General features: G+C 63.7%; 18 protein-coding genes and 1 pseudogene. 6 read left to right on the forward strand and 13 right to left on the reverse strand.

Features of this window, described 5'->3' with window-relative positions; genetic code table 11:
* The first annotated feature begins 76 nt into the window (after positions 1–76).
* Entirely contained in the window at positions 77–430 is a 354-nt protein-coding gene (locus JQ631_RS16285; protein ID WP_212327609.1) for a nuclear transport factor 2 family protein, read from the forward strand.
* 44 nt (positions 431–474) lie between these two features.
* On the opposite strand, the pseudogene JQ631_RS16290 reads toward JQ631_RS16285, so the two are convergent.
* Both JQ631_RS16290 and JQ631_RS16295 read right to left on the reverse strand, forming a co-directional pair.
* Positions 475–1,563: pseudogene (locus JQ631_RS16290) on the reverse strand (Zn-dependent alcohol dehydrogenase).
* 44 nt (positions 1,564–1,607) lie between these two features.
* Positions 1,608–3,392, reverse strand: a complete 1,785-nt coding sequence (locus JQ631_RS16295) for an acyl-CoA dehydrogenase family protein (protein ID WP_212327611.1) — start codon at positions 3,390–3,392, stop codon at positions 1,608–1,610.
* 222 nt (positions 3,393–3,614) lie between these two features.
* Here JQ631_RS16295 and JQ631_RS16300 point away from each other — a divergent pair, with 222 nt between their 5' ends.
* Positions 3,615–4,316, forward strand: a complete 702-nt coding sequence (locus tag JQ631_RS16300; protein WP_212327613.1) for an SDR family NAD(P)-dependent oxidoreductase — start codon at positions 3,615–3,617, stop codon at positions 4,314–4,316.
* A 125-nt stretch (positions 4,317–4,441) separates the two neighbouring features.
* Entirely contained in the window at positions 4,442–5,266 is an 825-nt protein-coding gene (locus JQ631_RS16305; RefSeq protein ID WP_212327615.1) for an enoyl-CoA hydratase, read from the forward strand.
* 68 nt (positions 5,267–5,334) lie between these two features.
* Here JQ631_RS16305 and JQ631_RS16310 read toward each other — a convergent pair whose 3' ends face one another.
* Both JQ631_RS16310 and JQ631_RS16315 read right to left on the reverse strand, forming a co-directional pair.
* Positions 5,335–5,958 carry a GNAT family N-acetyltransferase gene (locus JQ631_RS16310; RefSeq protein WP_212327617.1) on the reverse strand — a complete coding sequence of 208 codons (624 nt, stop codon included), beginning with the start codon at positions 5,956–5,958 and terminating at the stop codon, positions 5,335–5,337.
* 88 nt (positions 5,959–6,046) lie between these two features.
* Complete coding sequence (locus tag JQ631_RS16315; protein WP_014498412.1) at positions 6,047–6,250, reverse strand: DUF1127 domain-containing protein; 204 nt, start codon at positions 6,248–6,250, stop codon at positions 6,047–6,049.
* A 110-nt stretch (positions 6,251–6,360) separates the two neighbouring features.
* Between JQ631_RS16315 and JQ631_RS16320 the strand changes: the two genes are divergently transcribed.
* Together JQ631_RS16320 and JQ631_RS16325 are read left to right on the forward strand one after the other, a co-directional pair.
* Positions 6,361–7,260 (forward strand): transcriptional regulator GcvA, encoded by a 900-nt coding sequence (locus JQ631_RS16320; protein ID WP_212327618.1) that lies wholly within the window; start codon positions 6,361–6,363, stop codon positions 7,258–7,260.
* A gap of 141 nt (positions 7,261–7,401) precedes the next feature.
* Complete coding sequence (locus tag JQ631_RS16325) at positions 7,402–8,742, forward strand: MFS transporter (protein WP_212327620.1); 1,341 nt, start codon at positions 7,402–7,404, stop codon at positions 8,740–8,742.
* An 85-nt stretch (positions 8,743–8,827) separates the two neighbouring features.
* Here JQ631_RS16325 and JQ631_RS16330 read toward each other — a convergent pair whose 3' ends face one another.
* Genes JQ631_RS16330 through JQ631_RS16340 form a run of 3 tightly spaced genes read right to left on the reverse strand, consistent with a single transcriptional unit; the run spans position 8,828 to position 11,434 of the window.
* Positions 8,828–9,241 (reverse strand): Rieske (2Fe-2S) protein, encoded by a 414-nt coding sequence (locus JQ631_RS16330; protein WP_128928104.1) that lies wholly within the window; start codon positions 9,239–9,241, stop codon positions 8,828–8,830.
* Positions 9,241–10,350: an amidohydrolase family protein gene (locus JQ631_RS16335; protein WP_212327621.1), complete on the reverse strand. Its 1,110-nt coding sequence runs from the start codon at positions 10,348–10,350 to the stop codon at positions 9,241–9,243. The genes JQ631_RS16330 and JQ631_RS16335 overlap by 1 nt, the downstream gene beginning before the upstream one ends.
* 25 nt (positions 10,351–10,375) lie before the next feature.
* Entirely contained in the window at positions 10,376–11,434 is a 1,059-nt protein-coding gene (locus tag JQ631_RS16340) for an amidohydrolase family protein (protein WP_212327623.1), read from the reverse strand.
* Positions 11,435–11,602: 168 nt separating this feature from the next.
* Between JQ631_RS16340 and JQ631_RS16345 the strand changes: the two genes are divergently transcribed.
* Positions 11,603–12,085 carry a CinA family protein gene (locus JQ631_RS16345; RefSeq protein WP_212327625.1) on the forward strand — a complete coding sequence of 161 codons (483 nt, stop codon included), beginning with the start codon at positions 11,603–11,605 and terminating at the stop codon, positions 12,083–12,085.
* Positions 12,086–12,186: 101 nt separating this feature from the next.
* On the opposite strand, the gene JQ631_RS16350 is transcribed toward JQ631_RS16345, so the two are convergent.
* From JQ631_RS16350 to JQ631_RS16375, 6 genes are all read right to left on the reverse strand, one after another.
* Positions 12,187–12,462, reverse strand: a complete 276-nt coding sequence (locus tag JQ631_RS16350; RefSeq protein WP_212327627.1) for a DUF1488 family protein — start codon at positions 12,460–12,462, stop codon at positions 12,187–12,189.
* Positions 12,463–12,586: 124 nt separating this feature from the next.
* On the reverse strand, positions 12,587–13,219 hold the full coding sequence (locus JQ631_RS16355) for a tetratricopeptide repeat protein (protein WP_212327628.1): 633 nt from the start codon (positions 13,217–13,219) through the stop codon (positions 12,587–12,589).
* A 146-nt stretch (positions 13,220–13,365) separates the two neighbouring features.
* Positions 13,366–14,835 (reverse strand): AMP nucleosidase, encoded by a 1,470-nt coding sequence (locus tag JQ631_RS16360; RefSeq protein WP_212327630.1) that lies wholly within the window; start codon positions 14,833–14,835, stop codon positions 13,366–13,368.
* Positions 14,836–14,999: 164 nt separating this feature from the next.
* On the reverse strand, positions 15,000–16,334 hold the full coding sequence (locus JQ631_RS16365) for an HlyD family type I secretion periplasmic adaptor subunit (protein WP_212327631.1): 1,335 nt from the start codon (positions 16,332–16,334) through the stop codon (positions 15,000–15,002).
* The gene (locus JQ631_RS16370; protein ID WP_212327632.1) at positions 16,331–18,079 is read right to left on the reverse strand and encodes a type I secretion system permease/ATPase; all 1,749 of its coding nucleotides are present in this window, start codon (positions 18,077–18,079) and stop codon (positions 16,331–16,333) included. Before JQ631_RS16370 ends, JQ631_RS16365 begins: the two co-directional genes overlap by 4 nt.
* Before the next feature lie 244 nt (positions 18,080–18,323).
* Complete coding sequence (locus JQ631_RS16375) at positions 18,324–18,593, reverse strand: GlsB/YeaQ/YmgE family stress response membrane protein (protein ID WP_212327633.1); 270 nt, start codon at positions 18,591–18,593, stop codon at positions 18,324–18,326.
* Positions 18,594–18,728: the final 135 nt, after the last annotated feature.

The following is an 18,728-nucleotide window of genomic DNA, read 5'->3' on the forward strand; positions in this document are numbered from 1 at the left end:
CGGCAACAGTCTGGATTGCTTCGTCGCTTCGCTCCTCGCAATGGCGGAGTGGAACTGAAAAGCGAGAGGACGCATCATGAGCCAGGATCTCGAACAGCTCACCGCACTCAACCGCGACTACGTGGCTTCCGTGCAGAACTGCGACGTCAGGCGTTTCGACGAGATCCTGGCGCCGGAATTCTACTGCTCCAATCCCGACAAGACCCTCGTCGACCGCGCCGCCTTCCTGGAGCAGACGGCGCGACCGATCGCGATCCGCAATCTGCACGCGTTCGACGTCATCATCCGCATCATGGGTGACTTCGCCATCATCCACGCGGCGACGAGCTACACCACGGCGGACGGCCAGCAGGCAACCGGGCGATATACCGATTGCTGGGCGAAGAAGAACGGGACGTGGCTCGCGGTGTCCGCTCACGTGTCGCGTTGAGAGTTTCACCTCTTGCCGCAAACAGCGGGGAGAGGTGAAGGAGATCAGCTATCAAACACAATCACGCTGCGCAGCGTCTTGCCGGCTTTCATGTTGGCAAAACCCTCGTTGATCTCGCTGAGCTTCAGCTTGGCCGAAATCCAGTCTTCCAGATGCAGCCGGCCGCGCAGGTAGAAATCGACCAGACGCGGCATGTCGACGCGGAAATGGTTGGAACCCATCGAGGAGCCCTGGATCCGGCGCTCGCGCAAAAAGTCGAAGCCGTGCAGTTCGATCTTCTGGCCGAACGGGATCATGCCGACGATGGTGGCCGTGCCGCCGGAGGCGAGCATGGCGAAGGCCTGCTCCGCGGTTTCCTTGCGGCCGAGCACCTCGAAGGAATGATGCACGCCGCCATTGGTGAGGTCGCGAACCTGCTTCACGACGTCGCCGTCGGCGGGGTTGATGATGTCGGTGGCCCCGAGCTTGGTCGCGAGCTAGAGCTTTGCCGGGTTGGTGTCGATGGCGATGATGCGGCCGGCGCCAGCGATCTGGGCGCCGTTGATCGCGGCCATGCCGACACCGCCGCAGCCGATCACGGCGACGGTTTCACCCGCCGTCACCTTCGCGGTGTTCACCACCGCACCGTAGCCGGTGATCACACCGCAACCGATCAGCGCGGCGAGATCGAGCGGCATCTCCTTGCGGATTTTGACGATCGCATTTTCGTGCACCAGCATCTGCTCGGCAAAGGACGAGAGGTTGAGGAACTGGTGCAGCTTCTCCGACCTGTTCCACTGCATTCGGTCGGACGCGCCGGGCAGCATCTTCACGGTCGTGTCGGTGCAGAGCACGGTGCGGCCCGTGGTGCAATTGTCGCAGGTGCCGCAGAACACGGAGAGGCACGTGACGACGTGATCCCCGGGCTTGACGTAGGTGACGTCGGAGCCAACCTGCTCGACGATCCCTGCGGACTCGTGCCCGAGCACCGCGGGCAGCGGGTGCGGATAAAGGCCTTCCATGAAATGCAGATCGGAGTGGCAGAGCCCGGCAACTGACGTGCGGATCAGGACCTCGCGCGGTCCTGGCTTCGGCAGGCTGACATCCTCGATGACCAGCGGCTTGTTGACTTCATAGAGGACAGCGGCCTTCATCGAGCACTCCCTATCGCGTTTTTTGTTTGATCGTGGCGCGCAGCCTACGCTGCCAGAACCAGTTCGCCAACCTCGCTCATGGAGGCCACGCGATCGCCGAGCAGCAGCGCCGCAATCTTCGCCTGCGTGGGATTTTCCGTCAGCCGGAACGGATCGCTCGGCGATACCCGGTGATCGATCACGAGCCGCGAGAGCAGCAGCCGGCGCGCATCGCCGCGTATCCCGTGGATGCGGTGCGCCTCCCAGGCGAGAGCCACGGCGCTTGCGACGTGATAGAGCAGGCTGGTGGCGCGCCGCGCGTCGGCCTCGTTCTCGGACTTCCCCGCGACCTCGCGCGCAAATCCGACCGCACGATCGACGAGGCCGCGCAGCTTGTCGCGCCAGGCCTGCGGCACCGAGGCGCTGTCATCGAGCCGGGCATGCAGATCGGCCGACAGCGCGGATTCGGCGCCGTGGCGGCCGACCGCGCGCCGCAGCGCATCGATCGCGACGATGTTGCCGGTGCCTTCCCAGACCGAGCCGAGATGCGCATCGCGCAGCAGGCGCGGCGTCGCGAATTCCTCGATATAGCCGATGCCGCCGCGCATCTCGAGCGCATCGCCGCAGACTTTTCGGGCATCGCGCGTGGCGCGGAATTTCAACGTCGGCGTGAGGATACGCAGCAGCGCCGCAGCATCCTGGCTGCCGGCTTCGGCGCGATCGAGCGCATCGGCGGTGAGAAAGCTCATCGACAGCGCCTGCTCAACCGGCAGCATGATCTTCAGCATCTGGCGGCGGCCGAGCGGCAGGTCGATGATGCGATTGCCGAACACGACGCGGTTCTTCGCCACCGTCATCGCGTCATGATAGGCGCGGCGCATCAGCGCGGTCGATTTGACTCCGTTGGACAGTCGCGACGAATTCACCATTTCGGCCATCTGCACGAAACCGCGATCGATTCGGCCCACGGCATAGGCGATGGCGCCTTCGAGCTTGATCTCGCCTGAGGCCATCGAGCGCGTGCCGAGCTTGTCCTTGAGGCGCACGATCCGGTAGTGGTTCTGCGAGCCGTCGTCGAGAAAGCGCGGCATCAGGAACAGGCCGACGCCGCGCGTGCCGGGGCCCGCGCCTTCCGGTCGCGCCAGCAGCATCACGACTTTTGCGTCCGCATTCGAGCAAAACCATTTTTCGCCAGTAAGGCGCCAATGGTCGCCTTCCTGCACCGCGCGCGTGGTCAGCGTGCCGACATCGGAGCCGCCTTCCTTCTCGGTCATGAACTGGCCGCCCTGGGTCAGCTTGGTCATGTCGGTCGAGGTCAGGCCATCGAGATATTTTGCTTTCAGCGCATCACTGCCGAAATTGGCGAGCAGCTTGGCGCAGCCGTCGGTGACGTTGATCGGGCAGCCCATGCCGAATTCGGTCTGGTTGAAAAGAAACGTGAAGGCGTGCTTGGCCACGACAGGATATTTGTCCGGCCAGCCCATGATCCCCTTGCGGATCGACAACGCATGGATGCCGAACTCACCGAACGCGGCATTCTCCAGTTCGCGATAGGCCGGGTGGTATTCGATCGACTGGACATCGCGGCCGAATTTGTCGCGCTGATGCAGCACCGGCGTGTGCCGGTCGGCTAGCCGAGCGCAGTCGTCGAGATGGCCACCCGCGAGTTCGCCGAGGCGGTCGAGATGCGGCTCGATGTGGCGAAATAGCGTGTCCGGCAGATGGATGCGCAGCAAATCCGTCAGCGCCTGATCGGCGCGGTAGAAATTCATGCCAGTCGTATCCGGCGCCAGCAGGCCGGAGGGTGCGGCCGCGGCATCTGCTGGCTGCGCTGTGACCGGCTTGTGCATGATCGACCTCTTCGTTTCCGCCCCACGGCAATTCTTATCGCTTGCCGCTTGAGATGATGTCGATCATGCTCCCATCGCGAGACCCGATAAAGCCGCAAATTGTCAGGGAGGCATGATCGCCGTGAAGGAGCAAATCGCTCTGCGGAATTGTGCTCGTACCGGCTGGTTGTCCGCGCGGCGAATGCCTAGATCAACGGCTTCCCGTCTTCGAGAGATCACCTCATGGAACACCCGAAATACAAGATCGCCCTCATCGTAGGTGCCGGCGAAGGCCTGAGCGCCTCGCTGGCACGTCTGCTCTCCGCGCAGGGCATTCGCGTCGCACTGGCCGCGCGCAAGATCGAGAAGCTAGGTGCGCTCTGCACCGAGACCGGCGCCAAGGCCTATGCCTGCAACGCCACCGAGCCTGAGGAGGTCGAGCGCCTGTTTGGCCTGGTCGAACGCGAGATCGGCACGCCCGATCTCGTCGTCTACAATGCCAGCGGCCGTTCGCGCGGGCCGTTTATCGATCTGGTCCCGGCCGATGTCGCCAACGCAATCGCAGTCAGCGCCTATGGCGGCTTCCTGGTAGCGCAGCAGGCTGCGAAACGCATGGTGCCGAACCAGCACGGCGCGATCCTGTTCACGGGTGCATCGGCCAGCGTGAAGGGCTATGCGCAATCCGCTCCGTTCGCGATGGGCAAGTTCGCGTTGCGTGGCCTCGCGCAAAGCATGGCGCGCGAATTGTCGCCGCAAGGTATCCACGTCGCGCATTTCGTCATCGACGGCGGCATCCGCAGTGCGGCGCGCTCCGAACCTGCCGACAAGCCCGATTCGATGCTCGATCCCGATGCGATCGCGGAGAGCTATTGGAATGTGTTGCAGCAACCGCGCAGTGCCTGGAGCTGGGAGCTCGAGCTGCGGCCCTGGGTGGAGAAGTTTTGAAGCGATAACGTAACGATAACAATCGTCATTGCGAGGAACGAAGCGACGAAGCAATCCAGGTTATTTCCGCGGAGACAGTCTGGATTGCTTCGCTTTGCTCGCAATGACGAAGGGAAAGAGCGACCATGGAAACCACCATCGATACCGGAACCAACGAACTCCTCTGCGTCATCCGCGACCGCGTCGCGATCATCACGCTGAACCGGCCGGAGGCGCGCAACTCGCTGTCGGACAATCTGACGCCGGCGTTGCGCACGATGATCCGGGCCTGCGGCGAGAATCCCAATGTCGGCGCGCTGCTGCTCACCGGCGCAGGCGAGGCGTTCTGCGCCGGCGGCAACGTCAAGGGCATGGGCGCGCATCGCGATCCCAGGAAGCTGGAGATGACGCTGGAGGACCGCGTCGCAGATCTCCAGGAGCGGCAGCGGCTGCTGACCGGCGCGCTGGTGTCGGTACGCAAGCCGACCATCGCGGCCCTCCCCGGTCCCGCGGTCGGTGCGGGGCTTGCCCTCGCCATGGCCTGCGACATCCGCATCGCCGCACAATCGGCCTTCGTCGCTACCGGCTATGCCCGCATCGCGCTGTCAGGCGATTACGGCATTGCCTGGCTGTTGACGCGGCTCGTCGGTACCGCGCGGGCACGCGAGCTGCTGTTCACCGGCGACCGGGTGGATGCTGCGCGCGCCGAAGCCATCGGCCTCGTCAACCGCGTCGTCCCCGACGACAAGCTGCAGACCGAAGCCTTCACTTTGGCAAAGTCGCTCGCCGAAGGCCCGCGCCTGGCGCTGCGCTACATGAAGGACAATCTCGACGAAGCCCTGCTGTTCGATTTCGAAACCGCCAGGGATCACGAGGCCGAACGGCTGGTTCGCCTGACCACGACCGCCGATCACAAGGAAGCCGTGCAGGCCTTCATCGAGAAGCGCAAGGCAGTGTTCACAGGGAAGTAGGGCGCGTGCTGCGTGAAGATAAAAAAATGCCCGGCGCTGGTTTGGACCAGGCCGGGCTTGGAGTGGTGTCAGGCCGAGGCTGAGGGGCTATCGGCCTGACGGAAAAGGGCGGCGAGGCGCCAGCTCGCGCATGGAATATCCTTCGGCGCGACGTGGATCTCCTTGTCGAAACGCACCAGTTTCCAATCGTCAGGGTGATTGACGAAGGCGAAACCGGATTTGCGCGCGAGCGAGATCATCGTTTCGTTGGAACGCAAGGTGTCACCGAACATGTACTCGGCGCCGAGCGCGGCGGCGCGGCATTCGAGGTTCTTCATGAGCGAGGTGGCAATGCCGTGGCCCTGCCAGCGGTCGTCGACCGACAGGCCGAACTCAAGCGTCGACGTCTCTGCATGGAGCGCGTAACGCGCCTCGGCAACGATCGTCTCGAAGCCATCGACCATTTTGGTCGCGACCACGGTGAAACGCTCGCGCTCGCCGATGGCGAGGAAATCGTCGAGCAGCCCCTTTGGCAATTCACTGATCGCGCCGAAGAAGCGGTTGTAGCGCGAGCGGGTCGTGAGCGACCGGAAATAGTGCTGAAGCTCCTCGGTATCGCGCGGCTCAACGAAGCGAATGTTGATCGTCCCTCCGTCGCGGGTGCGCAGCGTATCCGAATATTGCTTGAGGTCTTCCAGGCGATAGGTGCTCATGACACGAGCCCAAGACGGGGAGAGAAGGAGTGAAGATTGAGGGACCGCCGGCGCCCCTGTGATCAGGCGGCGCCGGCCTGGCGGCCTGTCAGGCCCGCCAGAAGGGTTTGTCTGCCTCGTAGGCGATGTCGGTCCAGGACAGGCCGACGTCGTGAAGATCGCGGGCGGTCCAGTTGGTCAGTTCGCGGCGGGTGCGATAGCGCTCGTGCCAGACATGGAGGGTCTCGCCGATCTGCTGGATCAGGCCCGGTGCATGATGATTTGTCATCGAATTGTGGGTCAAAGTAGACATTTTCAGCTCCTTGAGCTAACTTGGCCGCTAATATCTGCTTCTAAGTGCGCTGCCACAAACGACAATTTGTACCTCTTCGCATGAAATAAACTCATGCATCCTGCTGCCAAATGACTGCCAGATTGCCCTCCCTGAACGGATTGCGGGCGTTTGAAGCCGCCGCGCGCCATCTCAGCTTCACGCTGGCGGCGAGCGAGCTGAACGTGACGCAGACCGCGATCAGCCATCAGATCCGCCGGCTCGAGGAGGAGCTCGGCATCCGCCTGTTCATCCGGCAGAACCGGGCGCTGGCGCTGACGCCGGAGGCGCGCGACTACCTGCCCGGTGTCCGCGCCGCCTTCAACGACCTCCGCCTTGCCACCGACCGCCTGCTGCGCAAGGACGACGACAAGATGTTGACGGTCTCGACCCTGGCTTCGCTCGCAGCAAAATGGCTGCTGCCGCGGCTGGCGGATTTTCAGGAAGCAAATCCGGACATCGACGTCCGCATCACCACATCAACCAGCCTGGTCGATTTCCAGCGCGACGATGTCGATGCCGCAATCCGCTACGGCCGCGGTCAGTGGCCGGGCGTGCGCGCCGACTGGCTGATGGCGGACGAGTTGTTCCCCGTGTGCAGCCCGTCGCTCCTGCGTGGCGACAAGCCGCTGCGCCAACCGGAGGATCTGCGCGGCTATCCGCTGCTGCACACATCCAATGCCAACAGCGACGACTGGCGGCTGTGGCTGACGGCGGCGGGCCTGCCGGCCGACATCGCCAAGCAGCCCGGCATCACCTTCGACATGATCTTCATGACGATCCAGGCAGCGATCGACGGCATCGGCGTCGCGATGGGGCGGACCTCCTATGTCCGTGACGACATTACCAAGGGCCGGCTCGTGGTTCCCTTCAAGATCGCGCTGCCGGCCGATGCCGGCTTCTATCTGGTCTCACCCGAGGGGCGCCGCGAAGCGCCAAAGCTCGCCGCCTTCCGCCAGTGGATGATCGCGGCGACGCAGAATAAAGCCTGAAAAATCATCAGCTTCCGCAGTGAAATCGGTTGACTCCCCGCGCTCCGCGCGGGAGGGGTAGGACAGATTGTCGCAGCATAAATCTGTCGCCTTGCCGTGAAACGAGTTCCGGTCCGGCCACGTTTTCTGGAGAGTAACGTCATGGCTGGACCAGCAACCAATCCGCCCGCCATCAAGTCGCGGATCGGCGCGATCCTGCGCGCAACATCGGGCAATTTCCTCGAGCAGTTCGACTTCTTCCTGTTCGGCTTCTATGCGCAGGACATCGCGAAGGCGTTTTTTCCCGCGGCCGACGACACCGCAGCACTGCTCAACGCGTATGGCGTGTTCTGGCTCGGCGCGCTGATGCGCCCCGTGGGTGCCATCGTGCTCGGTGCCTATATCGACCGCATCGGCCGCCGTCAGGGCCTGATCGTTACGCTCGCGCTCATGGCGCTCGGCACCGTGGTGATCGCGTTCTGCCCGTCTTACGCGGCGATCGGCGTTGCTGCCCCGGTCATCGTTCTGATTGGCCGGTTGATCCAGGGGTTCTCCGCCGGCGTCGAACTGGGCGGCGTCTCGGTTTATCTCTCCGAGATCTCCACGCCTGGCAATCGCGGCTTTTACACCTCGTTCCAGTCTTCCAGCCAGCAAGTCGCGATCTTTGTCGCAGCGATCATCGGCTTTATCCTCAGGGAGGTCATTCCCGGCGACACCTTCCTGGACGCCATCGGGGGAATTGCGAAGTGGCGCATCCCGTTCTTCATCGGCTGCATCATCATCCCCGTCATTTTCATGTTGCGGCGTTCGCTGGAGGAAACCCCGGCCTTCCTCGCCATGAAGAAACATCCGACCGCGCGTGAGGTGTTCGCTTCTGCGATCGCGAACTGGCGCATAGTCATTCTCGGCATGATGATCGCCGTCCTGACCACGACGACCTTCTACTTCATCACCGTCTATGCCCCCGGCTTCGGCAAGCAGCTCAACCTTTCGCCGACGGGAACATTGCTGGTGACGCTTCTGGTTGCGGTGACCAATTTCATCTGGAATCCGGTCGGCGGCGCGGTATCCGACCGGATCGGCCGCAAGCCGGTGCTGGTGACGATCGCAGCGCTGGCATTCCTGACTGCTTATCCTGCGCTGTCCTGGCTCGCCGCAGCCCCCACCCTCGGAAAGCTGCTGGCAGTCCAGATGATGTTCTCGTTCTACTTCGGCGTTTACAGCGGCACGATGCTGGGATGTCTGGTCGAAATCGTGCCGGCCCATGTCCGGACCACGTGTTTCTCGATCGCCTTCGCAATGGCTGCCGGCATCTTCGGCACGTCCACTCCCATCGTCGCGACCAAGTTGATCAGCATGACCCACGGCGACAAGGCCTCGCCGGCGTACTGGCTCATGTTTGGAGCCGCGCTCGGCATCATAGCCGCACTGATCGTCTATCGCGACGGCGGCAAGGCGGTGCCGAGCTACGACACCGTCGCGGAGCCGGCGACGGGGCATTGAGACGGTGTCATCCCGGGGCGCGCTCTTCCTTAGCCTCTCCGCGTAAGAACGGGGCGAGGGAGCGCACTGCCGGCGTGGCGAAGACCTACAATTCCACCACGACGTAATCGCTCTCGACCTTTACCGGGATCGTCTCGGCGACATACGGCCCCTTCACCACGCTCGCGCCTGGCTCGACATGCGCCGGATACGCCTTCACGCGAAAGCGGCGGGGGTCGCAATAGGATTGGCCGGTGCGGATGTCAAACTCCCAGCCGTGCCAGGGGCAGCGGATGATCTCACCCAACTTGGTGTATTCGATCTCGCCGGGATCCTTCGATTGCGCGAGCCCGATCAGCGGTCCCTCGCACAGCGCCGCGCCCTGGTGCGGGCAGCGGTTCATCAGGCCGAAATATTCGCCCTTGATATTGAAGACCGCGATCGGCCGCCCATCGATCTCCAGAAATTTTCGCGTCCCCGGTGGAAGCTCATCAACCGGCGCGATCACATGACGCGCCATCAACCAATTCCGTACAGCTTCTTGGCATTGCCGAGATAGAACGCCTCGCGATTGGCCTCGCTGACGCCCGCCGGCAGCACGCGTGACGGCTCGTCATAGTCCCAATGCGGATAGTCGGTCGCGAACAGCAGCCGGTCCCAGCCGATCCACTTGATGACGTCGAACAGATCCTCGCGCCTTTCAGGATCCTCCATCGGCTGCGTGGTCCACCACACCTGCTCGCGGATATATTCCGACGGCGGGCGCTTCACGTGCGGCACCTCGCTGCGCAGCCGCTGCCAGACCTTGTCGAGCCGCCACGCCAGTGACGGCGCCCAGCCGAAGCCGGCTTCGATCATCACCATCTTCAGTTTCGGGAAGCGCTCGAACACACCTTCAAGCACGAGACTTGCCAGCGCCGATTGCTGGCACTGCGAGTGGCCGACCATCTCCTCGATGTAATAGGACGGCCAGCCTGACGGCGTAATCGGGTTGCCGCCGAAGCCGAACGCGTGCACGCCGACCGGAAGGCCCGCCTCTTCCGCAGCCTGATAGATCGGCCAGTAGCGGCGCTGGCCGAGCGGCTCGACATTGCGGCTGAGCAGCAGCACCTGCACGAAATTCTTGTCGCCGGCGCGCTCGCGGATCTCGGCGGCGGCGGACAGCCCGTCCTCGTTACCGACGACGATCGACGCCTTCAGCCGCTTGTCCTTGCTGGTCCATTTGTCGATCTGCCAATCGTTGATCGCCGAGCACAGCGCAGCCGAGAGATCGTGATTGCGGATGCCCTGCCCCGTGTTGAGCGGATTGAGCACCCCCAGTTGCACGTTGTTCGGATCGAGCAACTGCTTCTGCATGAAGGACAGCGAGGAGCCCTGCGGGCCGCCTTCCGGTGGATAGGCATCGCGGCGCGAGGCATTGGGCTGCGCCTTCGGATAGGGAGGGCCTTCCATCATGCCCTGATAGGCATGAACGCCGTAGACTTCGAGGTGATGCTGCCAGCGTTTGGCAAGATAGGGATAAAGCTCGGTCCGGGTCGCGCGCGCCGGATGGATGTCGCAGTCCGCGATCGCGGTCTTTGCAGTCAGCGGGGAAACGGCTTCTTGGTTCTCGCGGAACTGGATATTCATCGCCTTGCCTCCTTTGGCAGCGGGCTCACGTCAGGCGGGGATAGGTTGCATGCGGATTGTCGATCATGATCTTGCGCACGAGATCGGGGGTGAGACCCTCGGGCAGCGCGTCCTGGCCGTCGAACTGCCAGTGCGGATAGTCCGTGGAGAATAGGACCAATTCGTCGGACTGCATATGATCAAACAGGCGAATTAATGTCTCCTGATCGGGCGGCGCATCAAATGGCTGTAACGAGAAGCGGATGTTGCTGCGCACAATTTCCAGTGGCGCGCGATCAACCCAGGGCGTCTCCATCCGCACCCCGCGCCAGAACTTGTGCAGGCGCCAGAGATAAGGCGAGATCCAGGAGACGCCAGATTCCAGCATCACCATCCTCAGCCGCGGATACTTTACGAACACGCCCTCAACGATCAGGCTGGTGAGCTGGGTCTGGAACGCCTGGGCCTGACCGACATAGTCTTCGATGTGGTAGGAACCCCATCCCACCGCGGTCGGCGGGTTATGATAGGCGGAACCGGCATGGATGCCGACAGGCAGATCCAGCCGTTCCGCGGCCTCGTAGATCGGCCACAGCGCGCGCTTGCCGAGCGGCGTATCGCCCATCACCAGCATCAGCACCTGTACGAAGCGCCGATCCTGCGCACAGCGCTCGATTTCAGCGACTGATTTCTCGATGCTTTGCGTCGGGATCACGATCGAGCCGCGCAGCCGGGAATCGCGATCGAGCCATTCCTTCGCGAGCCACTCGTTCAGTGCGCGGCAGAACGCGGCCTGCAAATCTTCCGAGAACACCATCTGCACGCCATAGAGCGGATTGCAAATGGCAAGCTTGAGCTCGAAAGAATCGAACACATGCCGCTGCATGTCCTCGAGACTTTCACCCGGCTTGCCGGTCTCGGGACGCCAATCCGGCCGGGCCACGATCGGCGAGTTCTTGGGATAGGACTGCGACACGAGATCGACCATGCCGCGCGTCGTCACCTGATCGCGCCAATAGTCGTTTAGATACGGCAGCAGGCTGGTCAGATGCGGCACGGCCGGATGCACGTCGCAATCGACACCGCCGGCGATCAGGGACGCCATGACGTCTCTCTTTTCACGTTCCCTCGTCTCGTATTTGCGCGGCCGGCACTGGGCCGCTTCGCTTTGTCCACCATTCAAGCAGGCCTGCCCGTCGCCCGCAACTCGGCCAAGGCGACTGTCGTATGCTAGGAAGGCTGAGCTCGGTTGCGAAGGAATGAGAGGTTAGGGATGAAAGAGCTCGTCGGCATTGCGGAACAGGTCGCGGCCAAACTGATCGCGCGCAAACAGACCATTGCGGTTGCGGAATCCTCGACCGGCGGCCTGATCGCTGCGAGCCTGCTCGCAGTGCCCGGCGCCTCCGCCTATTTCCTCGGCGGCGCGGTGGTCTACACCCGCGACGCCAGGCGCGTGCTGATGGATATTTCGGACGAAGGAATGAAGGGCTTCCGCTCCTCATCCGAACCCTATGCGAAACTGCTCGCCGAACAGATGCGCGGCCGCTTCGATTCCGACTGGGGCCTGTCCGAAACCGGCGCTGCCGGTCCTACCGGCAACCGCTACGGCGACGCCGCCGGCCATAGCTGCATGGCGGTCACAGGACCGGCAGCAGAGGTGATGACGCTGGAGACGGATAGCAACGACCGGTTCGGCAACATGCAGGTGTTCGCAGCGACGGCGCTGAAGTTGCTGTTGAGGAAGCTGGAGGGGTGAGAGGTCACTTGCGTCTCAAATGAATCGGTACGCTGCCGTCGCCAGACATTCCCTGTCATGCTCCGCGAAAGCGGGGCATGGCGGCGGCGGGCTTGGCGACGTCACCGTCCCAAATGCCGTACGAAAATCCGCACCACATAGCCTTTGAACCGCGGCGCCTCGTCGTAGAGGTCCGACGCGATTCGTTCGATGGTCTGGCGCAGCGACGTGAACTGCGCCTGCCGCGCGCTGCTTTCGGTGCCCTGCATGCCCGCGAGCTCGTCCATCGCGGCGTCGCTGATCTGGCATGGCACGGCCTCACCGTCGTTCAGCATGGTGAAGCGAAAGGCCAGCCGTTCGAGGTCATGGCCGATGATCCTGTCGCGCGTCAGCGGCATGCAATTGTCCCATTCGCGCCCCCGAACGAGACAATGCTGAAAATCTGGTGTTTTGTCACCCTCCGCACCACGAGACCCGGCCGTCACGCGACGCCTGGCAACAGCGCGGGACGCTTCTCTGGCGTCAGTAGGCGAGCGCCGTTCCGGTCGGCTTGTCGAGTGCAGCGGCCAGCGACTTGTATTCCTCGCAGCTCGTGCCGCAGATCGCCGCGATCCGACCGAGATGATACATCGCCTGCTCGCGATTGCCCTGTTCGAGCTGCCAGAGACCATAATATTGCCAGGTCAGCACGTGGTTGGGATTGATCTTCAATGCGTGCTCGTACCAGACCTGCGACTGCTTGTAGTCACCGAGCTTGCGGTAGGAGTATCCGATCAGATTCGCGACATTCGCGTTGTCGTCGTGGCCGAGCGCCTTCAACTGCGCGATCGCAGCCGTATAGTCGTTGCGCTCATAGATGGTGTCGTAGGCCACGCTGTAGCCTGCGGCAAAGGCCGGATCATCGATACTCGACTGGTTGTTGGGATTGGGCTTCTTGCCCTTTTGGGTGGCCTTGGTGCCGGAGCGGCTCGGGTAAGTCGGAGCCGGTGTGCTTTGGCTGGGAACCGGGCGCGCGAAGGGATCCATGCCGCCGCCACCACCGCCGCCTCCGCCACCACCTCCGCCTGCCGCGAGGACGGGTGCAGATCCGATTGCGGCAGCGAGTGCCACAAGATACGCGCCGCGAACGGCAAGCCTGATGATCGGACCGACCATTGTGGTCTCCTGATTTCTGTCGAAGACGCCCCGGACGAGATGATAACCCTGCGCCGGCCGGGATATTCCCGGAATGCCTGCGCGAGCCCATCAGGCGCGTGGCACGACAGGCGTGCTGCCATTATTCGGGGCAGCTCCCGGCCGGTCTACTGGAAGGCGACCTCGGCGAAACTGCGGAGCTTGCGCGAATGCAGCCGCTCTGATTCCTGCTGCTTGAGCCGCTCCAGCGCCTTGATGCCGATCTCGAGATGCTGGCCGACGCGCCGGCGGTAGAACTCGCTGGCCATGCCCGCAAGCTTGATCTCGCCGTGCAGCGGCTTGTCGGAGACGCAGAGCAGCGTGCCGTAAGGGACGCGGAAGCGGTAGCCATTGGCGGCGATCGCGGCCGATTCCATGTCGAGCGCGACCGCACGCGATTGCGACATGCGGCGGATGACCTCGGGTCCGGAGATTTCCCAATTGCGATTGTCGACGCTGGCGACCGTTCCCGTGCGCATCAGGCGCTTGAGCTCGAAGCCCTCCAGGCCGGTGACGTCCTCGACCGCCTGCTCCAGCGCGACCTGCATCTCGGCCAGCGCCGGGATCGGCACCCACAGCGGCAGCTCGCGGTCGAGCACGTGGTCCTCGCGCACATAGCCATGGGCGAGCACGTAGTCGCCGAGCCGCTGCGTGTTGCGCAAGCCGGCGCAATGCCCGAGCATCAGCCAGGCGTGCGGCCGCAGCACCGCGACGTGATCGGTGACGTTGCGGGCGTTGGACGGACCGGTGCCGATATTGATCAGGGTGATGCCGCGATAGCCTGGCATGACCAGATGAAAGGCCGGCATCTGCGGCGTACGCACCGGCGCGTCTCCGCTGGTCGCGCCGCCGTTGCGCGTGATCAAATTGCCGGGCGCGACGAAGGCGTCGAGGCCGGCTTCGCCGGACTGGATCCGCTGCTGGCAGAGCTGCGCGAAGGCATCGACATAGAACTGGTAGTTGGTGAAGATCACGAAATTCTGGAAATGCTCGGGATCGGTGCCGGTGTAGTGATAGAGCCGGCGCAGCGAGTAATCGACGCGGGCGGCGCGAAACAGCGACAAGGGCTCAGGCGTGCCCGGCCGCAGCTCGAACGTGCCGTCGGCGATGGCATCGTCCATGGTGGCGAGATCAGGCACATCGAACGCATCGCGCAGCGATCGCGTGGCGAGCGAATTCTCGCTGGTGGTGATGGCGGCTTCGATGTTGATGTCGCGGCGATAGGCGAAGTGGATCGGGATCGGCTCGGCAGACTCGCCGATCTCGACAGGCACGCCGTGGTTCTGGATCAACAGGCCGATCTGCTCGGTGAGGTAGGCGCGGAACAGATCCGGCCGCGTGACGCTGGTCTCGTGCACGCCGGGTCCCGCGACAAAGCCATAGGCGAGGCGCGAATCCAGCCGCGCATGCGTCGCGGTGGTGAGACGGACGAAGGGATAATAGGCGCGCACCCGCGTCGTGATCGCCTCGCCCGACACATAGGCCTCGAACCGGTCGCGCAGGAATTTCGTGTTGCGCTCGTAGATTTCCTCGAGGCGGGTGACGGCGAGACCAGCGTCGGTGAAGGATTTGGTGGCGATGGAGGGTGGAGATTGCATTGTTCGACCGCCGGGTTGTTACCGTGAGTCGAACTATAGCAAAGAACAACGCGCCGTAGGGTGGGTTAGCACAGCGTAACCCACCACTTCTGCTTCCTCGGATAGAGACATGGTGGGTTACGGCTTCGTCTAACCCGCCCTACGAGATCGAGTTGCCGCGGGCGTCACTTCTCGCGGAAGGCCCGCATGAACTGGTCGTGCAGCGGCTTCAAGAGGTACGACAGCATGGTGCGGTCGCCGGTCTGGACGAACGCCTCCACCGGCATACCCGGGATCAGCTTGGAATCGCCGAGCCGGGCGACCTCCTCGGCGGACATCGAGACGCGGATAGTATAGTAGCTCTGACCGGTGCGCTGGTCCGTGGTGACGTCTGGCGAGACACGGCTGACGACACCGTTGAGCTCCGGCGTGGTGCGCTGGTTGAAGGCCGACAGACGCAGCAGCGTCTTCTGGCCGATCTGCAGCTTGTCGATGTCGACCGGGTTGACCTTGGCCTCGACCTGGAGATCGTCGGTCTGCGGCACGATCAGCATCAATGTGTCGCCGGCGGTGACGACGCCGCCGACCGTGTGCACCGTCGATTGCAGCACCATGCCATCCTGCGGCGCACGGATGTCGACGCGGCGGAGCTGGTCTTCGGCGGCGACCTTGCGCTCGATCAACTCGCCGCTCTTGTCGTTGGTCTCCCGCAGATCCTTGGAAACTTCGCTCACCATGTCCTTGTCGACCTGGATGATCTGAAGTTCTGTCTCGGTGATCTTGCCCTTGGCCTGCGCTCGCGAGGCGATGTATTGGGCGCGCTCGCCGTTGAGGCGGGCAGAGTCGCGCTCCAGGGTGGTCAGGCGCGAGATCTGCACAAGATGCTTGTCATAGAGATCGCGGACGCCGGTGAGCTCCTGCTGCACCAGTGAAATCTCCTTGTCCTTGGCTTTCTCCTGCGCCTGGAGGCCCTCGATCTCCTCGTTGAGCTGCTGGATGCGCTCGCGCAGCTGCGCCTTCTGTCCGGCGCGGCCATTGACGCGAACGTCGAACAGCTTGGTTTCGGCGGAGAGGAGTGCCTTGACGTCGGGATCGCTGGCGCGTTCGAGCAGTGATTGCGGAAACTCGATCTTGTCGAGACCGCGCTGCTCAGCCTGAAGCCGCGCCGCGCGCGCCTGGGCGGCGTCGAGATTCTTGGTGACGATGGCGAGGTTGGCCTTGGTCACGGTGTCGTCGAGCCGCACCAGGATGTCGCCGGCCTTGACCAGGTCGCCATCGCGGGTGCGCACTTCGCCGACCACGCCGCCGGTCGGATGCTGCACCTTCTTGACGTTGGATTCGACCACGATCTGGCCCGGCGCGATCAGCGCGCCGGAGATCAGCACCGTAGAGGCCCAGCCGCCGAGGCCGACGGCGAGCAGCAACACGATCCCGAGCCCGAGGATCAGGTGAAACCGGATCGATTCCCGCACGGTCCTGTTCGCGGCGGGCTTTCGCCCGCTAACCGTCATCGTGCTCATGGTTTGGCCACTCCGCCTTCGCTGACGATCTTGATCGGCGCCGGAGGCGCGACGCGGGGCTGGAGCACCTGGGCGAGCACCTGCTCTTTCGGACCGAAGGCCTGCATGCGGCCGTCGCGCAGCACCAGGACCTGGTCGACCGCCTCGACGCCGATGGGCCGGTGCGCCACGACGATGACGATGGCGCCGCGCTCGCGCGCGCTGCGGATCGCGCGGGTCAGAGCCTCGTCACCTTCGGTGTCGAGATTGGAATTGGGCTCGTCCAGCACGATCAGGAACGGATTGCCGTAGAGCGCGCGCGCCAGTGCCACGCGTTGCGCCTGACCGGCAGAGAGCGAGCCACCCTGCTCGCCGACCTGCGTGTTGTAGCCCTCGCGCATCTTGATGATCATCTCGTGCACGCCGGCGTCCTTGGCCGCGGAGATGATGCCGTCGGAACTAGCCTCCGGATCAAAACGGCTGATGTTCTGTGCGATCGTGCCACCGAACAGCTCGACGTCCTGCGGCAAATAGCCGATGTGGCGGCCGAGCACGTCGGATGACCATTGGTCGAGCGCCGCGCCGTCGAGCCGGACCTTGCCGCGGACCGGCTGCCAGACGCCGACCAGCGCGCGGATCAGCGAGGATTTGCCGGAGCCGCTCGGTCCGATCACGCCGAGGCCGTTGCCGGCTTCGAGCGCGAAGGTGACGTCCTGAACGATGAGGCGCTGGTCGCCCGGCGCCACCATGGCAACGGCTTCGACCGAGAGGCGGCTGGTGGGCGCCTGCAGCTGGGTCGGCATCGGCTGCGCCGGCATCTGTTCCAGCAGGCGGCTGAGCCGGTGCCAGCTCTGGCGGGCCGCGACGAAGGATTTCCAATGCGCGATCGCGAGATCGACCGGCGCCAGCGCGCGAGCGGAGAGGATCGAGCCCGCGATGATGATGCCCGCGGTCGCCTCCTGATGGATGACCAGCGTGGCGCCGACCGCAAGCACTGCCGATTGCAGCATCATGCGCAGCACCTTGGCGATCGCGCCGAGACCGCCGGCGACATCACTCGCACGCTGATTGCCGGCGAGATATTTTTCGTTGGCCTCGCTCCAGCGCGCGTTCAGCCGGCCGGCCATGCCCATCGACACCAGCACTTCGGCATTGCGGCGGCTGGACTGGGCGAGGTCGTTGCGCTGGGCGGCAAGGCCCATCGCGTCTTTCGCCGGCTGGCGGGACAGGAATTCGGTGACCAGCGTCAGGCCGACCAGGATGACCGCGCCGATCAGCGCGGTCACGCCGATCCAGACGTGGAAGGCGAAGCAGATGCCGAGATAGAGCGGCAGCCAGGGCAGGTCGAAGAAGGCGCTCGGGCCCATCCCGCCAAGGAAGGAGCGGACATTGTCGAGGTCGCGCAGCGGCTGAAGGCCCTCGTTGCGGCTGCCGACCAGCAGCGGCAGTCGCACGATGGTATCGAACACGCGCTTGTTCAGGGCTTCGTCGAGTGCGGTGCCGACGCGCCCCAGGATACGGCTGCGGATCATGTCGAGCACGCCCTGCGCCATATAGAGGCCGCCGGCGAGGACGATCAGGCCGACCAGGGTCGGAATGCTGCGGCTCGGCAGCACCCGGTCGTAGACCTCCAGCATGAAGATCGACCCGGTCAGATAGAGCAGGTTGATCATGCAGCTCATGAAGGCGAGGCCGACGAACGCCGTGCGGCAGGCACGCAGCGCGTCACCGAGCTCTGAACGGCGAAGGCCGGGAACGGCTGCCATCAGTCTGATCTCTTTCGGGTGAGGGGCAAAACCCCTGAAGTAAATCGAGGCGTACTCGCTCCGGATTAATATCGCGTTCTCCCAGCGGGAAACACAATCGAATTCATCCGGGCCCTGGCCACATCTACCCCGGACAGCCCGATGCGCAAGTCCGGTATTTCACAGTCTTTGCGGCTTTTTCTGGCAAAGACTGCGCCTCTCCCCAGGCAAGGGGAGAGGCGCAACGTCGATCGAACCTGGCCGGCTAGAACCGGCCGCCGCCGCGCACCAGCCGCACCACCAGCAGCAGGATGACGGCGCCGATTGCGGAATAGATGATCTCCCGGACCAGGCCTGCGCCGATATGGATGCCGAGCTTCGGGAACAGGAAGCTGGCGACGAATGCGCCGGCGATGCCGATCACGATATCGCCGATGATGCCGAACCCGCTCCCCCGCACGACCTTGCCCGCGAGCCAGCCGGCGACCAGGCCGACGAACAGGATGACGATGAGGCTTTGGCCAGAAATGTACATAAATTGAAGTCCCTCTCCGTGAACGGGCGCATGGAACCGGAACCGGGATGAATGATGTCTGAATGGGGTTCCCGAAGGGACCCCTCAGACACAAATCGCGAAAACAACCCCATGCACAGTAGAAATGGCCCCGCC

The organism is Bradyrhizobium manausense, assembly GCF_018131105.1.
Taxonomy (GTDB): domain Bacteria; phylum Pseudomonadota; class Alphaproteobacteria; order Rhizobiales; family Xanthobacteraceae; genus Bradyrhizobium; species Bradyrhizobium manausense_B.